Source organism: Sphingopyxis sp. SCN 67-31 (assembly GCF_001725095.1).
Map to the genome: position 1 here is coordinate 62,332 of NZ_MEFH01000013.1, position 16,843 is coordinate 79,174.

Annotated in this window: 17 protein-coding genes; 10 read left to right on the plus strand and 7 right to left on the minus strand. The window is 67.5% G+C overall.

Translation table 11 applies throughout. From position 1 onward, the window contains the following. Positions 1-45 precede the first annotated feature (45 nt). Together ABS88_RS01655 and ABS88_RS01660 are read right to left on the minus strand one after the other, a co-directional pair. Positions 46-441, minus strand: coding sequence for a hypothetical protein (locus ABS88_RS01655; RefSeq protein ID WP_286748822.1), 396 nt, complete (start codon positions 439-441; stop codon positions 46-48). A gap of 5 nt (positions 442-446) precedes the next feature. Beyond that, positions 447-1,790, minus strand: a complete 1,344-nt coding sequence (locus ABS88_RS01660; RefSeq protein WP_286748823.1) for an MFS transporter — start codon at positions 1,788-1,790, stop codon at positions 447-449. A 158-nt stretch (positions 1,791-1,948) separates the two neighbouring features. Between ABS88_RS01660 and ABS88_RS01665 the strand changes: the two genes are divergently transcribed. From ABS88_RS01665 to ABS88_RS01680, 4 genes are read left to right on the plus strand one after another with little or no spacing between them, the layout of a single operon-like run. Then, complete coding sequence (locus tag ABS88_RS01665) at positions 1,949-2,239, plus strand: metal-sensing transcriptional repressor (protein ID WP_286748824.1); 291 nt, start codon at positions 1,949-1,951, stop codon at positions 2,237-2,239. 57 nt (positions 2,240-2,296) lie between these two features. Beyond that, complete coding sequence (locus ABS88_RS01670) at positions 2,297-2,659, plus strand: hypothetical protein (RefSeq protein ID WP_286748827.1); 363 nt, start codon at positions 2,297-2,299, stop codon at positions 2,657-2,659. Between the two features lie 48 nt (positions 2,660-2,707). After that, positions 2,708-3,439, plus strand: a complete 732-nt coding sequence (locus tag ABS88_RS01675; protein WP_502686129.1) for a HupE/UreJ family protein — start codon at positions 2,708-2,710, stop codon at positions 3,437-3,439. A gap of 16 nt (positions 3,440-3,455) precedes the next feature. Next, a complete protein-coding gene (locus tag ABS88_RS01680) occupies positions 3,456-4,127 on the plus strand; it encodes a transmembrane anchor protein (protein ID WP_286748829.1) in 672 nt (223 codons plus the stop codon). An 84-nt stretch (positions 4,128-4,211) separates the two neighbouring features. On the opposite strand, the gene ABS88_RS01685 is transcribed toward ABS88_RS01680, so the two are convergent. The 3 genes from ABS88_RS01685 to ABS88_RS01695 form a co-directional block, all read right to left on the minus strand. Beyond that, positions 4,212-4,928, minus strand: coding sequence for a Bax inhibitor-1/YccA family protein (locus ABS88_RS01685; RefSeq protein ID WP_286748830.1), 717 nt, complete (start codon positions 4,926-4,928; stop codon positions 4,212-4,214). Between the two features lie 193 nt (positions 4,929-5,121). After that, positions 5,122-5,979: a DUF4198 domain-containing protein gene (locus ABS88_RS01690; RefSeq protein ID WP_286748831.1), complete on the minus strand. Its 858-nt coding sequence runs from the start codon at positions 5,977-5,979 to the stop codon at positions 5,122-5,124. A gap of 14 nt (positions 5,980-5,993) precedes the next feature. After that, the gene (locus tag ABS88_RS01695; RefSeq protein WP_286748833.1) at positions 5,994-6,524 is read right to left on the minus strand and encodes a DUF2271 domain-containing protein; all 531 of its coding nucleotides are present in this window, start codon (positions 6,522-6,524) and stop codon (positions 5,994-5,996) included. A gap of 550 nt (positions 6,525-7,074) precedes the next feature. Here ABS88_RS01695 and ABS88_RS01700 point away from each other — a divergent pair. Then, positions 7,075-7,986, plus strand: a complete 912-nt coding sequence (locus ABS88_RS01700; RefSeq protein WP_286748834.1) for a tetratricopeptide repeat protein — start codon at positions 7,075-7,077, stop codon at positions 7,984-7,986. Positions 7,987-7,993: 7 nt separating this feature from the next. After that, the gene (locus ABS88_RS01705; RefSeq protein WP_286748835.1) at positions 7,994-8,644 is read left to right on the plus strand and encodes an LON peptidase substrate-binding domain-containing protein; all 651 of its coding nucleotides are present in this window, start codon (positions 7,994-7,996) and stop codon (positions 8,642-8,644) included. A gap of 102 nt (positions 8,645-8,746) precedes the next feature. Here the strand turns inward: ABS88_RS01705 and ABS88_RS01710 are convergent, their stop codons facing one another. After that, positions 8,747-9,427, minus strand: a complete 681-nt coding sequence (locus ABS88_RS01710) for a sigma factor (RefSeq protein WP_286748836.1) — start codon at positions 9,425-9,427, stop codon at positions 8,747-8,749. A gap of 171 nt (positions 9,428-9,598) precedes the next feature. Further along, a complete protein-coding gene (locus ABS88_RS01715; RefSeq protein ID WP_067113312.1) occupies positions 9,599-10,828 on the minus strand; it encodes an FAD-dependent monooxygenase in 1,230 nt (409 codons plus the stop codon). A gap of 733 nt (positions 10,829-11,561) precedes the next feature. On the opposite strand from ABS88_RS01715, the gene ABS88_RS01720 reads away from it, so the two are divergent. The 4 genes from ABS88_RS01720 to ribA form a co-directional block, all read left to right on the plus strand. Then, the gene (locus ABS88_RS01720) at positions 11,562-13,874 is read left to right on the plus strand and encodes an FtsK/SpoIIIE family DNA translocase (protein ID WP_502686130.1); all 2,313 of its coding nucleotides are present in this window, start codon (positions 11,562-11,564) and stop codon (positions 13,872-13,874) included. A gap of 246 nt (positions 13,875-14,120) precedes the next feature. Continuing rightward, positions 14,121-14,777, plus strand: a complete 657-nt coding sequence (locus ABS88_RS01725) for a LolA family protein (protein WP_067186326.1) — start codon at positions 14,121-14,123, stop codon at positions 14,775-14,777. A gap of 403 nt (positions 14,778-15,180) precedes the next feature. After that, complete coding sequence (locus ABS88_RS01730; protein WP_286748840.1) at positions 15,181-15,966, plus strand: exodeoxyribonuclease III; 786 nt, start codon at positions 15,181-15,183, stop codon at positions 15,964-15,966. Further along, positions 15,963-16,843 (plus strand): GTP cyclohydrolase II RibA (gene ribA / locus ABS88_RS01735; protein WP_286748841.1); only part of this gene is annotated, 881 nt, incomplete at its 3' end. The genes ABS88_RS01730 and ribA, both read left to right, overlap by 4 nt.

Genomic DNA, 16,843 nt, shown 5'->3' on the forward strand with positions numbered 1-16,843 from the left:
TCCTAGAATTGATGCAAGGCGGCGCGCCAGAAGGCGCGCGAGGCATCAGATTCTAGGCGGTCGCAAAAGGCCTTCGGGCGCGATCCCGCGCCGGCTCATATCCATTGGCAGCGACCAGATGATCGCCGCGAACAGCATCGGTCCGACGGGCGCGATGCCCGGATCGGCGTCGGTCATGCCGTGCATGACGGCGTGGGTCGTCTTGTGGAGGTCGACGTCGGGCATCGACGGCTCATCGTCGTCATGCTCGATGATATCGGTCATCACCACCCGATCGTCATGTCCGACAAGCGCACCGTGCCAGCCGCTCATGCCGACGATGTTGGTAAGCGCAAGCATGGCGAGCAGCGCGCCGAACAGCACGAAGCGCAGCGACGGGCGCACAGAACGGCCGCGCACCCATGGCGCGTGGCGCAGCGAGGCCGCCGGCGTGAGGGTCACGCCCCTCATCCGGGTTTCGTCCATTCGGGGTGCAGATCGTCGATCACATAAGCATGCGACGTTGCGCCCGACGCGTGCTGCGAGCGGACATGCTCATGGTCGCCGCCAAGCTCGGGATGCTCGTGCGGCACCAGATCGGGATCGCGCGACGGCCAAAGCAGGACGGCGGCGAGCGTGCCGACGAAGGCGATCGCGCTCATCGCGGCAAAGGCCGCGGTCATCGAGACGCTGGCACCGAGCTTGCCGACAAGCGGATAGCAGATCAGCCAGCAGACATGACTGAGGGCAAATTGCGCAGCGAACAGAGCCGGACGGTCATCGGCATTGGCCGAGCGCTTGAGCAAGCGGCCGGAGGGCGTCAGGCTCATCGAATAGGCGACGCCGAGGATGAGCCAACCGCCGAGCAGCAGATACCAGAAGGCCGGCCCCGCCGGGACCGACGCGCTGATCCACGCCATCACGCCAAGCCCGACCGAGAGCATCGCCGCGGCGCCGAGCATGACGGGGCGGTCGGGCATCCGGTCGAGGATCGCGGGCAGGGCGAAGGCCGCGGCCATCGAGCCGAGGCCATAGGCCGCCATGGTGAGCGCCACATCCTGCTGCGAGAGACCGAGCGTGTCGCGAACGAGGACCACCGTGTTGACGATGACCATCGAACTTGCGGCGGCAGCCGAAAGCGTGATCGCGAGCAAGCCACGAAGGCGCGGCGTCTTCAAATAGATGCGGATGCCGCGCGTCGTCTTGTCGTAGATGCCCGCATCGCGCTTCGCCGAGGCTTCGGGGCGCGGCAGCGTGACCGAAAGGACAAGGAGCGCCGAAGCAAGGAAGCCGACCGCGGTTCCCGAAAACAGCCAGTGGAAGTTGATCACTGTCAGCAAAGCCGCCGCGAGCAGCGGGCTCGTGATATTTTCCATGTCGTAGGCGAGGCGTGAGAGCGACAGCGCGCGCGTATAGTCGCGCTCGTCGGGCAGCACGTCGGGGATCGTCGCCTGGAAGGTCGGCGTGAAGGCGGCCGATGCCGACTGAAGCACGAAGATCAGGCAATAGATTTGCCTGATCTCGGTCACGAACGGCAGGCAAATCGCGACGCCCGCGCGCACCAGATCAAGCGTCACGAGCAGCGCGCGGCGCGGAACCCGGTCGGCGAAGGCGCCAGCGATCGGCGCGATGCCGACATAGGCGATCATCTTGATCGCAAGCGCCGTTCCGAGGACTTCGCCTGCGTTTCCGCCCGCGATGTCATAGGCCAGCAGCCCGAGCGCAATCGTCGCCAACCCGGTCCCGACCAGGGCGATGATCTGCGCAAAGAGCAGGTGCCGGTACGTGCGGTTGGCGAGAACGGCGAGCATGATTCCAATTTTCCACTATCCCCCCGGGGGGATATGCGCCTATAGGGGCGCCATGATGAATTCGTCAACCACCCTGTCGGCCGCATCCCGACTTTCCTGGCGACCGAGCCGCGAGATTGCGGCTGGACATCGCCGCGCGGCGCGGGGAAACTGAACCCATGTCAGAGCCGCACGACCATTCACACTCCCATCCGCACGTCCACAGCACGCATCCGGCGATCATCAAGCGCCTCAACCGCGCGGCGGGACATCTCAGCAGCATCGTCGGCATGATCGAAGCAGGCAAACCCTGCTCTGAAATCGCGCTCCAGCTGCGGGCGGTCGAACGCGCGGTCGCGAGCGCGAAGCGCACGCTGATCGAGGATCATGTCGAACATTGCATCGGCGGCGAGACCTCCGCCGGAGCCGAAGCGATGGCCGAGTTTCGCGCCATCTCGAAATATTTATAGTTCGGGGATAGACGGCTCGTCATGGTCTCCTCGTCGTCCGCATCGCGAAGCTTTGGCTTGCACCGGCTGCTGCTGGGCCTGACCGCCTTCGCGCTGCTGCTTTCGGCGACACTCAACATCGTGCGCCACAGTCCGGCGACGCTGCTGGCGGCGGAAGCCGAACGGCATCTCGTCCTCGACACCGAGCATGGCCCCGGCGGCCATTCGCACGACAGCGACGAGGACAGCGAGCGGACCGCGGGCCATCTGCACGGGCATAATCCCGGCGACCACAATCACGATCCGCCGCTCGAACTCGCGACTTTCAAACTCGCCGCCGACCATCCGCGCGCCCTGTGGAGCGCGGCCGGCCATTCGGCGATGGACGGCCGCCGCGGCGGCCGCCTCGACCGCCCACCCGACCTCCTGTCCGACGCGTGACCTTATGCCGCCTTCGAAGGCGGCCGCTTCACCAAGACAGGATATTTTATGATTCAGGCTTTCACCGAGCCGTCGCGCGGGACAACCGCGCGCGGACGGCTCTTGCTATTATTCACGTTTCTCGCGCTCAGCCTCTTCGCCGCCACCGGCGAAGCGATGGCGCATGCCGTTGCCGAGGGCGACAAGGGCTATATCCAGGAGATCAGCGGGGTGAATATCCTCGCGTTTCTCTATCTCGGCGCCAAACATATGGTGACGGGATACGACCATATCCTCTTCCTCTTCGGCATCATCTTCTTCCTCTACCGGATGAAGCATATCGCGCTGTACGTCAGTCTGTTCGCGATCGGCCACTCGACGACGATGCTACTTGGGGTCTTTTTCGACTTCGGGATCAACAGCTATATCATCGATGCGATCATCGGCTTCTCGATCGTCTACAAGGCGCTCGACAATATGGGCGCCTATCAGCGCTGGTTCGGCTTCCAGCCGAACACCAAGGCCGCGACGCTGATCTTCGGCTTTTGTCACGGCTTCGGTCTCGCAACGAAGATCATCGAATATGACATCTCGCCGGACGGGCTGCTGCCGAATCTCCTCGCCTTCAACGTGGGCGTGGAAATCGGACAGTTGCTGGCGCTTGGCGCCATCCTGATCGTGATGGGCTTCTGGCGCCGTTCGGCGAGCTTCTGGAAGCACGCCTACACCGCGAATGTCGTGATGATGACCGCGGGCTTCGTTCTCATGGGCTACCAGATCGCTGGCTACGCCGTCTCCTGATTGAAGGATAATCTCCATGTATAATGCCAATATTCCGTCCAAGGCGGAACTTCCCTCGACGGCGCAGCTGATCCGTTCGACCGTCATCGCCATCGTCACCGCGGGCGCGCTGCTCGTCACCGTCGTGCTCCCTGCCGAATATGCCATCGACCCGACCGGCATCGGCAAGGCGCTCGGCTTCACCGAACAAGGCGAGATCAAGGTCCAGCTCGCGGCGGAGGCCGACGCCGACCGCGCCGCCGATCGCTCGGCGGCGATCGAAGCCGCGGCGGCTGGGGCCACCCTCCCCGAGCCGGCTGACGCCGCAGCCGCGCCCGAAGCAGAGGCATCGGCCGATGCGGCCGAAGCTCCGGGGGTTCCCGGCGCCGCCGCCAGCCGCGAGGACGAAACGCGCATCACCCTGAAACCGGGTGAAGGCGCCGAGGTGAAGCTGGTCATGAAGAAGGGCCAGAAGACCGACTTCGTCTGGACGGTCGCCGGCGGCGTCGTGAACTCCGATCTTCACGGCGACGGCGGCGGAAACTCGATCAGCTATGAGAAGAAGCGCGGCCTCGCCAAGGACCAGGGCACGGTCACGGCCGCGTTCGACGGCAATCATGGCTGGTTCTGGCGCAACCGCGGCGACGCCGATGTCGTCGTGATCCTCAAGGTTCGCGGCGCGCATAGCGAGCTCAAGCGCGTCGCCTGACGCTTCGGCGAAAAAGAGAAGGGGCCGGAACCGCATCGCGGCTCCGGCCCCTTTCTATTTGACGAACGCCCGAAGCGAAGCCGGTTACTCCTCGCGCTGTCCCATCAGATTGAGGAGCATCTGGAAGAGGTTCACGAAGTTCAGGTACAGTGAAAGCGCGCCGAAGACGGCGAGCTTGCTGTTCGCTTCATGGCCGTAATGCTCGGCATATTGCGACTTGATGTTCTGCGTGTCCCATGCCGTGAGGCCGGTGAAAACGATCACGCCGATCACCGAAACGACCAGCTGCAGCGCGCTCGACTGCAGGAACAGGTTGACGAGGCTCGCGAGCACGACGCCGATCAGGCCCATGATCAGGAAACTGCCCATCTTCGAGAGGTCGCGCCCGGTCGTGTAGCCATAGAGGCTCATCGACAGGAACATCACCGCGGTGACGAAGAAGGTCTGCGCGATGCTGGCACCGGTGAACACGAGCAACACCGAGGCAAGCGAGAGGCCCATCAGCCCCGAGAATACCCAGAAAAGGGTCTGAGCCGTCGATGCCGACATCTTCTCGATCCGGAAGGAGAAGAGAAAGACGAAGGCGAGCGGTGCGAGCATGACCACCCATTTGAGCGGGGTACCGAAGATCGGCTGGTACAGGGCGGGCGTCGACGCGACGAGCATCGCGACGATGCCGGTCAGCAGGACACCCGACGCCATGTAATTGTAGACCCGCAGCATATGCTTGCGCAGGCCCGCATCGAACTCGGCGGCGCCAAGCGCGCCGCGGGTCCGGTTCAAAGATTGCTGTTCGAACATATCCATCCTCGTTGATCGATCCAACGAGCAGCACGAACAGATGTCCTGAGAAATTGATAATGATGGACCTGCATCGAGCTTGCTCGATGCGGTCCGACATCACGACCGCCTGAAGACGGATCGCCAGAGGGGCCCGGCCCGCATGGCCACCATATGATCGATCAGCGATGAAAGATCAATGAACGGGTGGGGCTCAGCCTTGGACCTCGACCGTCATTGCATAGGAAGCACGGCGCTGCGGAGCCTCGGGCTGCGGCGGCGTCGCCGGCGGCGGGCCGCCGGCGCCTTCACCGCCACCGCGGCGCCCACCGATGCTGGCGCTCACCCAATACATGCCTGCCTCGGGCCAGGTGAAGCTGACCTTGCCTTCAGCGTCGGTCTTCGCATCCATCTGCTTGATGTCGGCGCGGTAGCGGATGCCGCCGGGGATGGCGACCACGTCGATGCCCGCGGCGGGCTTGCCGTCGAGCATGAACTGGAAGGTTGCTTCCTCGCCGACCGCGAGATCGTTGGGGTGGGTGACCGGGATCATCTCGATCCCCTTGCCGCCCGCCGTGAAGACGCTGGTGGTCGGCTCACCCGCCGTCACGAACGTCTCGATGCGGTTATTGGCCTCCGCGGTCTGCACGTCGGTCGCACCCGCCGGGATCGCGGCGGCGAGATTGGCGGGCGTCGTGCCGCGCGGCAGCATCTTCTTCTCGCCCGCGAGCATGTAACTGCCCATCACCATGTCGTTGGTGACGCTGATCTTGTAGGTGCCGCCCTGCGCGATCGGCACGTCGAAGACCTGGCGGAGCTTGCCGACCATGCGGTTCTCGACCGGGATCACGCTGCCGTCGGGCGCGGTGACCACCGCATCCCATGCCTGGCCCGGATGGTCATAATAATAGAGGTCGGTCGAGTTGGCGGCATCGACCGTAAGCCACTCGTTGCCTGCCCCGGTGAACATCGTTTCCGAGGGCAGCAGCCATTGCCGCGCCTGCGCGACCGGCGAAAGAGCAAGCGCTGCGCCGGCGGCGAGCAGCAGGAGTGATTTGCGCGACTTCAGCATGACGTCCCCCTCGCTCAACGACGCACGGTCAGGCTGACCGCACCCAGCTCAAAGCTTCCCTTGCCGCTCCCCTTGGCGGTGCCAGCGGCCGATACCGTGAACGGAACCTTGACCACCTCGCGGCCGCCCCCTTCGCGGGCGGCCTCGACGACCAGCGTGTAGGCACCGGCCGTGAGCACGGGCATGCCGCCCTTGCCCGAAGTGAAACTGATCTTCGCGGCACCCGGCGCGCGCGTGGCACCAGTCACGCCATTTGGGGGCGTCGGCGTCGTCCGCCCCACCGTGCGCCACCATTGGCGCATGTCGCGCAGCCACTTGATGCCGGCATTATTCTTCTTGCCGGTGTCGTACCACACGTTGATCGTGCGCGCGGGCTTGCCCGCCTGCTCGATCCAGAGAGCGACATAGGGCTTATGGTACTCCGCGACCGTCAGCCGCGGAATGGTAATAGTCACGTCCATCGTCTGAGCGAGCGCCGGGGATGCCATCATCCCCGCGGCCCCAAAGGTCACACCGGTCAGAATAAACTTTTGCTTGGATTGCATCTCGATTCCCCACTCGCGACGGCGAAAGATGTCGCGCTTTATCGAGAACGACTATCATTTGCAATTATGCAGGTGAAGCGACCGGCCCGAATGCGTGCGACGTCCAGTCGAACGAATGGGGCTTCGGATCAAGCCGTTACGCCAACCGAATCCCCATCTGAATTTGATGGGCCCACAAGCCCGAACCCGCCGATGGCACGCCAGACCAGCGCGAACGCTCGCTCCAGCGATATTACGTAGTGGTTACGCGAGACAAAAATCGGCCCGCGTAACGCCGCGTAATATGCCGGATCTGCCCGGCAAACATCTGAAAATGTTAGGAAAAACTGGAGCGGGCGAAGGGATTCGAACCCTCGACCCCAACCTTGGCAACGGGTGAGGCGCGCGATTAGCATCGGCTCGGAGAGTCGGCAAGCCCTGTTTGCGCTTTTTCGCGCAAGGGTTGGCAAGCCGCCTTCAATTCCCACATAAGCGGATCGACACAGTCCGGCCCGGCGCTGCAACCGCCGCACCGGACCCGGCAGAACGACACAAGCAGGAGCAATCATCCGTGGCCACGCTCGGTCTCAATGCGCAGGACAAGGAAGCCGTCGAAGCCTTCCGCCGCGACGTCGTCGATCCCTCGATGAGCAAGCTCGTCATCCTCGATTTCTGGGCCGAATGGTGCGGGCCGTGCAAGCAGCTCGCCCCCGTGCTCGAAAAGGTCGCCGCCGACTATGCCGACAAGGGCGTCGTGCTGGCGAAGGTCGACGTCGACGCGAACCGCTTCATCGCCAGCCAGTTCCAGGTCCAGTCGATCCCCACCGTCTATGCGATCTTCCAGGGCCAGCCGGTCGCCAACCTGACCAATGCGCGCAGCGAGAGCCAGCTCAAGGCGATGCTCGACCAGCTCCTCGCGCAGCTTCCGATCGAAAGCGACGCGGGCGCCCGCGCGGTCGAGATCGCGCCGCTGCTCGAAATGGGCGAGGCGGTGCTCGCCGAGGGCGACGGCCAGCGCGCGGTCGGCATCTTCGGCCAGATCGTCGAGATCGCGCCCGACAACGCCGCCGCGCACGGCGGGCTGATCCGCGCGATGCTGCTCGCGGGCGACCGCGAGGGTGCGCAGGGCGTGCTCGACGCGCTGCCCGCCGAAATCGCCGGCGACCCCGCGATCGCGCAGGCGCGCAGCGCGCTGGCGCTCGCCGCCGACGCGCCCGACGCGGGCGAGCTCGGCGCGCGCGAAGCCGCAGTGGCCGCCGAGCCCGCCGACCATCAGGCGCGCTTCGATCTCGCGGTGGCGCAGATCGGCGCCGGACAGCGCGACGCAGCGGCCGACAATCTGCTCCACATCATCGCCGCCGACCGCGAATGGAACGACGGCGCGGCGCGCGCGAAGCTGCTATCGCTGTTCGAGGCGGTCGGGCTCGAAGACGCCTGGGTCGCGGCGCAGCGCCGCCGCCTGTCGCTGATCCTCTTCGGTTAGGCCGGGCATGGACGAAACCGCGCCCCTCACCATCCAGCGGATCGCGATCTTTCCGCTGCCCGGTGCGGTGCTGTTCCCGGGGCTGCACCTGCCGCTCCACATCTTCGAGCCGCGCTACAAGGCGATGGTGCAGGAGGTGCTGGCGCGCGACCGGCAGATCGGGATGATCCAGCCGCGCCAGATTCCGGGCGAGGAGGATCGCGAGCCCCCCGCGCTCTACGACATCGGCTGCGTCGGCCGCATCGTCGATGTCGAGGCGCTCGACGAGGGGCGCTTCAACCTCGTCCTCGAGGGCGTCGCGCGCTTTCGCATCCGCCGCGAGCTCGACGTCACCACCCCCTTTCGTCAGGTCGAAGCCGAGATCGAGGTCGAAGGCGAGGAGGAGGCGGTGCTGTCCAGCGTCGAGCGCGCCAGCCTCGAGCGCGAGGCGAAGCGTTTCGCGCAGCGCCAGGGCTATGTCGTCGATTGGGATTCGGTCAGCCAGCTCGACGATGCGACGCTGGTCAACGGCATCGCACAGGTCGCCCCCTTCGACGCCGCGGCGAAGCAGGCGCTGCTCGAGGTGACGCCGGTCGGCGCACGCGCCGAACTGGTCATCCAGTTCATGCAATTCTTCGGCCGCTTCGACAGCGACGACGGCCGCGCGACGCTGCAATAAAGTGTTTTCAAGTCAGGCGGAACCGCCTGACGACTCGGAAAGCGCAAAAAAAACAATCTGGAGTGACGGTTTTGATTGAATCAAAACCGGCACTCTAGCGGCTCAGCCCGCCGCCGCGTGGCGCGCGATGTCGGCGAGCGCGCGGCGCACGATGTGGCGGTCGCTTTCGCAAAGCCGCGGCCCCGCCTCGACAGGCAGGAGATGACGGCGGACGAGCGCCTCCTCGGCGGCGAGGCGGGCGTCGGTCCGGTGCGAGCCCCGCGCACCGGGCGCCAGCCGCCGCCGCGCGGACCACGCCGCGACGAGGCGGTCGGCGGCGGCATCGGCCAGGCGGTCGGCCGCCGCCCGTTCGGTCGCCGCTTCGGCCTGCGGGTCGGCGAGCCAGCCGTCGGCGCCCTCCCCCGCCAGTGCATCGAGCGAGAGCGGGACGTTCGCCCGCGCCGACCCGCCGCGCTGACCTCCGCGCAGCCGCTGGCGCAGCGCCTGCAATTCGGCGCGGATCGGCCACGCCATATAGGTGGCGAAGCGCGCGCGCCGCGGATCGTAGCGCTCGATGGCGCAGTGCAGCGCGATCGCGCACGCCTGTTCGGCATCCTCAGCGACATCGGAAAGGCCATGGGCGCGGATGAAATAGCGGATGCGCGGCGCCGCGAGCGCCATCAGCCGGGCGAAGGCGCGGTCGACTCCGGCGCGCGTCCGCGATCCGGGGGCCGCCTCCCATTCGGCGCGCGCCGCGATCAGCGCCTCCGCCGCAGCCTCGATCGCCTCGCTCTTAGCCGACATGCGCCCCTCCCGGTAACGACTGCGTTACCGGCGGGATAGGACATCATGCTGAATCGCGGCCTGCCGCGCGACCAAGGGATAATACGTAGAGCCGGATGAGACCTGCCTTAAACCCGTCCGCGTCGAGCGAAGTCATCCTGTCCGGCTTCCGCCCGGACTAGGGTCAGGACCCTAGATCTCCGCCCCCGCGAGCAGGCGCGGTAGGTCGCCCGCCTCGCCGCGCGCCTCGTCCATGAAGAAGCGCTTGAGCAGCGGCATGCGCTGCACCGCGCCCAGCCCGGCGCGGCGGACGAGCGAGGCGGGGCGGCCGGGGATACCGAACAGACGGGTCAGCCCGTCGGTCGCGAGGCTGACCATCAGATTGTCGAGACCGCGCCAGCGCTGGTAGCGCGCGAGCAGCGCCGCATCGCCGAGGTCGAGCCCGATCCGCGCGCCCTCGACCAGCACCTCGGTCAGCGCCGCGACGTCGCGCAGCCCCAGGTTGAGCCCCTGCCCCGCGATCGGATGGATGCCGTGCGCGGCATCGCCGACCAGCGCGATCCGGTCGGCGACGATCCGCGCGCTGTGGTGGAAGCCGAGCGGATAGGTCATGCGCGGCGCGACCAGTTCCATGTCGCCGAGAATGCCGCCGGCGCGCTTGCCCAGCTCGGCGAGGAAGCCGCGATCACCCAGCTTCGCAAAGGCGGGGCCGTCCTTTTCGGACACGGTCCACACGAAGGCCGAGCGATGGCGGCCCTGCTCGTCGTCGACGAGCGGCAGCAGCGCGAACGGACCCGAGGGAAAGAATATCTCGTGCGCGACCCGATCGTGCGGCTTCGTGTGCGCGACCGCGCCGATCATCGCGTGATGATGATAGGACCAATTGGCGATGGTGAAGCCTGCCGCGTCGCGCGTCGGCGAGCGGCGTCCCTCGGCGACGATCAGCAGCGGCGCCGTCAGCCGCGTGCCGTCGGCGAGCGTCAGCGTCACGCCGTGCGCGTCGACCGCGCGGTCGGCCACCTTCGCCGGCATGAACAGCCGCACCAACGGCGCATCGGCGAGCGCCGCCGCGAGCGCGAGGCGAAGCTGGCGATTCTCGACCATCGTGCCGAGCGCGGGGGCATCCTCGGCAGCGACGAAATCGAGTTCGCCCGCCTGCCCGCCGTCGCTGACCTTGATCGCGCGGATCGGGCAGCCGTGCGCCGCCAGCCGGTCGGCGACGCCGATCACCCCGAACATCTGCCACACCGCGCTCGCGATCGCCGAGGCGCGCCCGTCGAAGCCCGGCGCGATCGTCGCGACCGGGTCGGCGGGGTCGACGATCTGCGAAGACAGGCCGTGATGGGCGAGGGCGAGGGCGAGGGCCTGGCCGACGAGGCCGCCGCCCGAGATCAGGACATCGCTGCGCAGGGGTTCGCTCATGCCTTTGCCCTAGACCGCAACGGCGCGATTGGGAAGCGGGCGCACACGAAGATCGCCTTTCGCGCCCCGAAGGCCGACGATGGGTTCGGTCTGAACAGCACAAACTCTGGGTAGCAGGGGACAAATTCGATAAGCTGGTGCCGACCGAAGGCGACATCTGATCTTTCGTCACCCGGAACTTGTCTGGCAATTATCCCTTTTCGACAAGTCACCGTTCCCCGGCGAAAGCCGGGGTCCATGCGGGGCGGCGCCATGCCATCTGGACCCCGGCTTTCGTCGGGGAACAGCTCCTGCTTTGCCTGAAGGGTATATATGCCAACTTGTTCCAGAGCCTGCCCCGGACCCGATCCGGGGGTCCATGGTCTGTCGCTTCCTTATGGCGCCGCGTTCGACGAGAGGGCGGGTCATGGATGCTGAAACAAGTTCAGCATGACGAGGGTGAAGGACGGCTTCCCACCCCAAAGCAGCCGGTTCGAAGATCGCGGGATTTGTCCATCCGGAGCCCGTAGATACCCGCCCCGCCCGGCGACATGCCCCGATTCCGCGCCACGCCGCACCGCGCAGCGATTTTTCGCTGTCCTGCATGATCCGCGCGGCATAGCGTTGCCCGATGCGGTCCGCCATTCGCTCGATCCGTGCCGCGACCCCGCGCACCTCGCCGTGGGCTGCTTGACGGCGAGTCCGGCGCATGCGCATATCGCCGGAATTCACTTTGATGGGGACCGAAACCAGCATGGCCAGCCGCAAGCCCGTCGCCGCAAAGGCCGATTGGCGCACCCTTTTCAAGCAGAGCATCGCGCGATCGCTGGTGATCGCCGCCGCCGCCGCGCTCGCGCTGTTCACCCTGTTCCTCGCGCTCGCGCTCCTCACCTACGACAGCACCGATGCGGCGCTCAACACCGCCGCGGGCGGCCACGCCGCCAACTGGATGGGCAGCACCGGCGCCTGGTTCGCCGACCTCGGCCTGTCGGTCGGCGGCGCGCCGATCGCGCTGCTCGTCCCGCTGTTCGGGCTGATCGCGTGGCGGCTGTGGATCGGCGAGCCGCAGCCCTATTGGCCGCGCCAGCTCGCCTATGCCTTCGCGGGCGTGCTGCTCGTCGGACTGGGGATCGAGCTGTGGGCGCCCGCTTCGGGCGCGGCGCTTCCCGCCGGCTGGGGCGGGCTGCTCGCACTGATCGTCGGCGGCGCCATCGCGCCGCTGTTCGATCAGGCGGGAGAGCCGGCGGCGGCGCTGATCCGCTTCGGCACCATCCTGCTGCTCGTTCTGCTCGGCCTGTGGCTCGCGTGGCGCGCGCTGCGGCTCGAAAAGGGTTGGCACCAGCGCTTCCGCCTGCCCGCGCCTGAGGGCGCTCGCGTCCTCGAACCTGCGCGGCTGAGGGAGCCCGAGGCGAAGGCACCCAACCTCGTCGAGCGCGTCATCCGCCCGCGTCCGCGCGCCGAACCGAGCGACCGCGCGCCGCCCGAGATCGCCGATCCCGCGCAGCGCTCGACGCCGTCGAAGCCCAAGCCCAAGCCGCAGACCGAGCTGTTCACCCATTACCAGCTCCCCTCGCTCGACCTGCTCGCCCCGGCGCCCGAAGGCCCGACCGGCCAGGTCGACAAGGCGGGGCTCGAACGCAATGCGCGCCTGCTCGAATCGGTGCTCGAGGATTTTCAGGTCAAGGGCGTGATCACCGCGGTCCGCCCCGGCCCCGTCGTCACCATGTACGAGCTGGAGCCGGCGCCGGGCACCAAGGCGAGCCGCGTGTCGAACCTTGCCGACGACATCGCGCGCAACATGTCGGCGCTGTCGGCGCGCATCGCGCCGATCCCCGGGCGAACCGTGATCGGCATCGAACTGCCCAACGCGCACCGCGAATCGGTCGTGCTGTCGGAGATGATCGGCAGCGCGCTGTTTCAGGAGCAGACGGGATCGCTGCCGATCATCCTGGGCAAGAACATCAGCGGCGACCCGGTGATCGCCGACCTCGCGCCGATGCCGCACCTGCTGATCGCCGGCACCACCGGCTCGGGCAAGTCGGTCGGGCTGAACGCGATGATCCTGTCGCTGCTCTATCGGCTCGGCCCCGATCAGGTGAAGCTGATCATGATCGACCCGAAGATGCTGGAACTCAGCGTCTACGACGGCATCCCGCACCTGCTCGCACCCGTCGTCACCGAGCCCAAGAAGGCGATCCGCGCGCTCAAATGGGCGGTCGAGCAGATGGAGGACCGCTATCGGATGATGTCGTCGCTGTCGGTTCGCAACCTCGCGGGCTACAACGACAAGGTCCGCGCCGCGCTCGCCAAGGGCAAGTCGCTCGGGCGCCGCGTCCAGACCGGCTACGACCCCGACACCGGCCAGCCGGTCTATGAGGAGGAGACGCTCGACTATCAGCCGCTGCCGCAGATCGTCGTGGTGGTGGACGAACTCGCCGACCTGATGATGACCGCGGGCAAGGAGGTCGAGTTCCTGATCCAGCGCCTCGCGCAAAAGGCGCGCGCGGCGGGCATCCACCTGATCCTCGCGACGCAGCGTCCGTCGGTCGACGTCATCACCGGCGTCATCAAGGCGAACCTGCCGACGCGCATCAGCTTCAACGTCACCTCGAAGATCGACAGCCGCACCATCCTGGGCGAGGGCGGCGCCGAGCAATTGCTCGGCAAGGGTGACATGCTCTACGTCCCCGGCGGCAAGCAGATCACCCGCATCCACGGCCCCTTCGTCTCCGACGACGAGGTGCGCGCGGTCGCCGATCACTGGCGCGGCCAGGGTGCGCCCGACTATGTCGAGAGCGTCACCGAGGAGCCCGAGGACGGCGGCTTCGCGATGGAGGGCGCCCCGGCGGGCGGCGACAGCGCCGAGGACCGCATGTATGCGAAGGCGTGCCAGATCGTCGCCGAGAGCCAGAAGGCCTCGACGAGCTGGCTGCAACGGCAATTGCGCATCGGCTACAACAGCGCGGCGCGGCTGATCGAGCGGATGGAGGAGGAAGGGCTGGTGAGCCCGCCCAACCATGTCGGGCGGCGCGACGTGCTGACCGATCAATATGGCCAGCCGCGATAGCGGAACACGGAACCGAAGCGCCCGCCCGCGATTTGAACGAATACCCCCGCGTCATTGCGAGGAGCCGCAGGCGACGAAGCAATCTCCAGCGATCGGCAAGGCCGGACGACGGCAGGAGATTGCTTCGTCGCTACGCTCCTCGCAATGACGGCTGGAAGGCTGGACGCGGGGTTCAGGGCCGGTTCAAGGCCTTGCGTCCAGATAACGACCCGATTCACAGACCGATTCCACAATGACGAGAGCCCGATGACCGAACAGACCTTCCGCCGCCGCCTGACCCGCCTTGCCGCCTGGACGCTCGCGCCCGCGGCGGTCGTCGGCCTTGCCGCCGGCGCCCCGGCGATTGCGCAGGCGTCGAGCACGCTGGCGGCGGTGCAGGCGCACCTCAAGTCGACCAGCTCGATGACCGCCGATTTCGTGCAGACCGACCGCAACGGCCAGCGGCTGTCCGGCGCGCTGACCCTCAAGCGCCCCGGCAAGATCCGCTTCCAGTATCAGAAGGGCGTGCCGATGCTGATCGTCGGCGACGGCAGCGCGCTGACGATGATCGATTACGAGGTGAAGCAGGTACAGCGCTGGCCGGTGAAGAATTCGCCGCTCGGCGCGCTGCTCGACCCCGACCGCGACCTGTCGAAATATGCGAAGGTGCTGCCGACCGACAGCAGCGACGTGCTGAGCGTCGAGGTCCACGATCCGAAGCGCCCCGAATATGGCACGATCACGATGGTGTTCATCCGCGACGCGGCGGCGCCGGCGGGGCTGCGCCTGCGCGGCTGGGTCGCGCTCGATTCGCAGAACAACCGCACCCGCATCGACCTCAGCAACCAGAAGTTCAACGTCGCGGTGGCCGATTCGGCCTTCCGCTGGACCGACCCGCGCCCGAAGAAGCGCGGCGGCCGCTGACGCGCACTCTTTCCGGTCCATCCCGCCCCCATCTGCCCATCGTCGCGCGGCACCGGCCCGCTTTCCCCACGGGAAGGCGGGCCGATGTTCGACGAGCGGCGTTCTGGCGCCGACGAACGGAAGGCACAGGCTGGCAGGGCGCCGTTTCGTTCAGCTTGGCGACAGGGAAAAGCGGCTATTCCAACCCTCGAAGGCGCCAACACGGCTCCCGGTTTTGGGTTTCCCCCTGTTGCCCCATCCGGATGGCCCGGCACCTTCTTTCAAGAGCGTGACGAACGCTGACCTTGAGCCCCCGTCCCACCGCCCCTGGGACGGGGGTTTATGTTTTTCCGGGCCATGGCTCTCGCTCTTCTTCGGGCTGCCCGGCATTGCGAACCGCATCCGCCCCCGATAGAGCCGCCGCATGACAAGCATCGCCTCCTGGAACATCAACAGCGTCCGCGCCCGCATCGGCATCGTCGAGAAGCTGCTGCGCGAAGAGGCGCCCGATGTCCTCTGCCTTCAGGAAACCAAGGTCGAATGCGGCCTCTTCCCCGCCGACATGTTCCACCGGCTCGGCTACACCCACATCGTCACCAACGGCCAGCGCATGCACCACGGCGTCGCGATCGTCAGCCGGCTGCCGCTGACCGACGTGCGCAAATATGACTGGCAGGCGAATGGCGAGGCACGGCACGTCGGCGTGACGCTGCCGTCGGGCGTGCGGGTCGACAATGTCTACATTCCCGCGGGCGGCGACATTCCCGACCGGACGCTCAACCCCAAGTTCGGGCAAAAGCTCGACTTCCTCGGCCGCATGACCGACTGGGCGGGCGCGCTCGACCAGCCGACCGTGCTCACCGGCGACTTCAACGTCGCGCCGCTCGAAAGCGACGTGTGGAACCACAAAGCGCTGCTCGACGTGGTCAGCCACACCCCGATCGAGGTCGAGACGCTGGCGCGGCTGCAGGCGGCGTCGGACTGGGTCGATCTCGGCCGCCGCTTCATCGCCGCCCCGACCCCGCTCTACACCTGGTGGAGCTACCGCGCGAAGGACTGGGCGGCGTCGAACCGCGGCCGCCGGCTCGACCATATGTGGGTGACGCCCGACCTCGGCGACCGCGCGCAGGCGCACCGCGTCGTCCAGCCGGCGCGAAGCTGGGAGCGGCCGTCGGACCATATTCCGCTGATCACGGAGTTCGCCTTTTGAGCGACGCCGCCGCCGCGGGCGCGCGCCGCGCCGCGCGCGCGATCGACGCGCTGCGCCGCGGCTGGCCGCTGCGCGTCGGCGCCGCCGACGGGGCGCTCGACCTGCTCGCGGTCGAAAGCGCTTCCGATGCGGCGCTCGCCGAATTCGGCGGTGCCGACATGCTGCTGTCGGGCGAGCGCGCGGTGACGCTCAAGCTCACCAACCAGCGCGCGGCCGCGACGCCGGGGCCGGTGCGGCTCGCCGGCGCGGGCAACAGCGTCGCCGCCGCGCTCGCCGTCGCCGATCCCGCGCTCGACCTCGCGCACCCGCTCAAGGGGCCGTTCCGCACCGTCGCCACCGGCGGCGAAGCGGCCGCCGCCGCGGCGATGACGATGGCGCGCCACGCCGGCCTGCTTCCCGCCTTCTTCGTGCGTCCGGCCGCCGGCGGCGTCGAGGCCGAATGCACCGACGGCGACGTCGCCGCGCTGCTCGACCCCGCGCGTCTCGCGATCGCCGCGCGCGCGCGCCTGCCCGTCGCGGCGAGCGAGACCGCCGAGATCGTTGCCTTCCGCAGCCCCGAGGAGGCGTCGGACCATGTCGCGCTCGTCATCGGCCGGCGCGACGCCAACCCGCCGGTCGTCCGCCTGCACAGCGAATGCCTGACCGGCGACGTGCTCGGCAGCCTCAAATGCGATTGCGGGCCGCAGCTTCACGCCGCGCTCCACGCGATGGCCGACGCGCCGTGGGGGGTGCTGCTCTACCTCAGGCAGGAAGGGCGCGGCATCGGCCTCGTCAACAAGCTGCGCGCCTATGCGTTGCAGGATCAGGGCTACGACACGGTCGACGCCAACCTGCGGCTCGGCTTCCCGGTCGAGGCGCGCGACTTCGCGATCGCCGG

Excerpts from the sequence above, each read along its gene's own strand:
- ABS88_RS01690 (WP_286748831.1), bottom strand. The coding sequence starts at position 5,979 with ATGCTGAAGTCGCGCAAATCACTCCTGCTGCTCGCCGCCGGCGCAGCG.
- ABS88_RS01715 (WP_067113312.1), bottom strand. The coding sequence starts at position 10,828 with ATGAGCGAACCCCTGCGCAGCGATGTCCTGATCTCGGGCGGCGGCCTC.
- ABS88_RS01705 (WP_286748835.1), top strand. The coding sequence starts at position 7,994 with ATGGACGAAACCGCGCCCCTCACCATCCAGCGGATCGCGATCTTTCCG.
- ABS88_RS01695 (WP_286748833.1), bottom strand. The coding sequence starts at position 6,524 with ATGCAATCCAAGCAAAAGTTTATTCTGACCGGTGTGACCTTTGGGGCC.
- ABS88_RS01680 (WP_286748829.1), top strand. The coding sequence starts at position 3,456 with ATGTATAATGCCAATATTCCGTCCAAGGCGGAACTTCCCTCGACGGCG.
- ABS88_RS01720 (WP_502686130.1), top strand. The coding sequence starts at position 11,562 with ATGGCCAGCCGCAAGCCCGTCGCCGCAAAGGCCGATTGGCGCACCCTT.
- ABS88_RS01730 (WP_286748840.1), top strand. The coding sequence starts at position 15,181 with ATGACAAGCATCGCCTCCTGGAACATCAACAGCGTCCGCGCCCGCATC.
- ABS88_RS01725 (WP_067186326.1), top strand. The coding sequence starts at position 14,121 with ATGACCGAACAGACCTTCCGCCGCCGCCTGACCCGCCTTGCCGCCTGG.
- ABS88_RS01710 (WP_286748836.1), bottom strand. The coding sequence starts at position 9,427 with ATGTCGGCTAAGAGCGAGGCGATCGAGGCTGCGGCGGAGGCGCTGATC.
- ABS88_RS01675 (WP_502686129.1), top strand. The coding sequence starts at position 2,708 with ATGATTCAGGCTTTCACCGAGCCGTCGCGCGGGACAACCGCGCGCGGA.
- ABS88_RS01685 (WP_286748830.1), bottom strand. The coding sequence starts at position 4,928 with ATGTTCGAACAGCAATCTTTGAACCGGACCCGCGGCGCGCTTGGCGCC.
- ABS88_RS01660 (WP_286748823.1), bottom strand. The coding sequence starts at position 1,790 with ATGCTCGCCGTTCTCGCCAACCGCACGTACCGGCACCTGCTCTTTGCG.
- ABS88_RS01665 (WP_286748824.1), top strand. The coding sequence starts at position 1,949 with ATGTCAGAGCCGCACGACCATTCACACTCCCATCCGCACGTCCACAGC.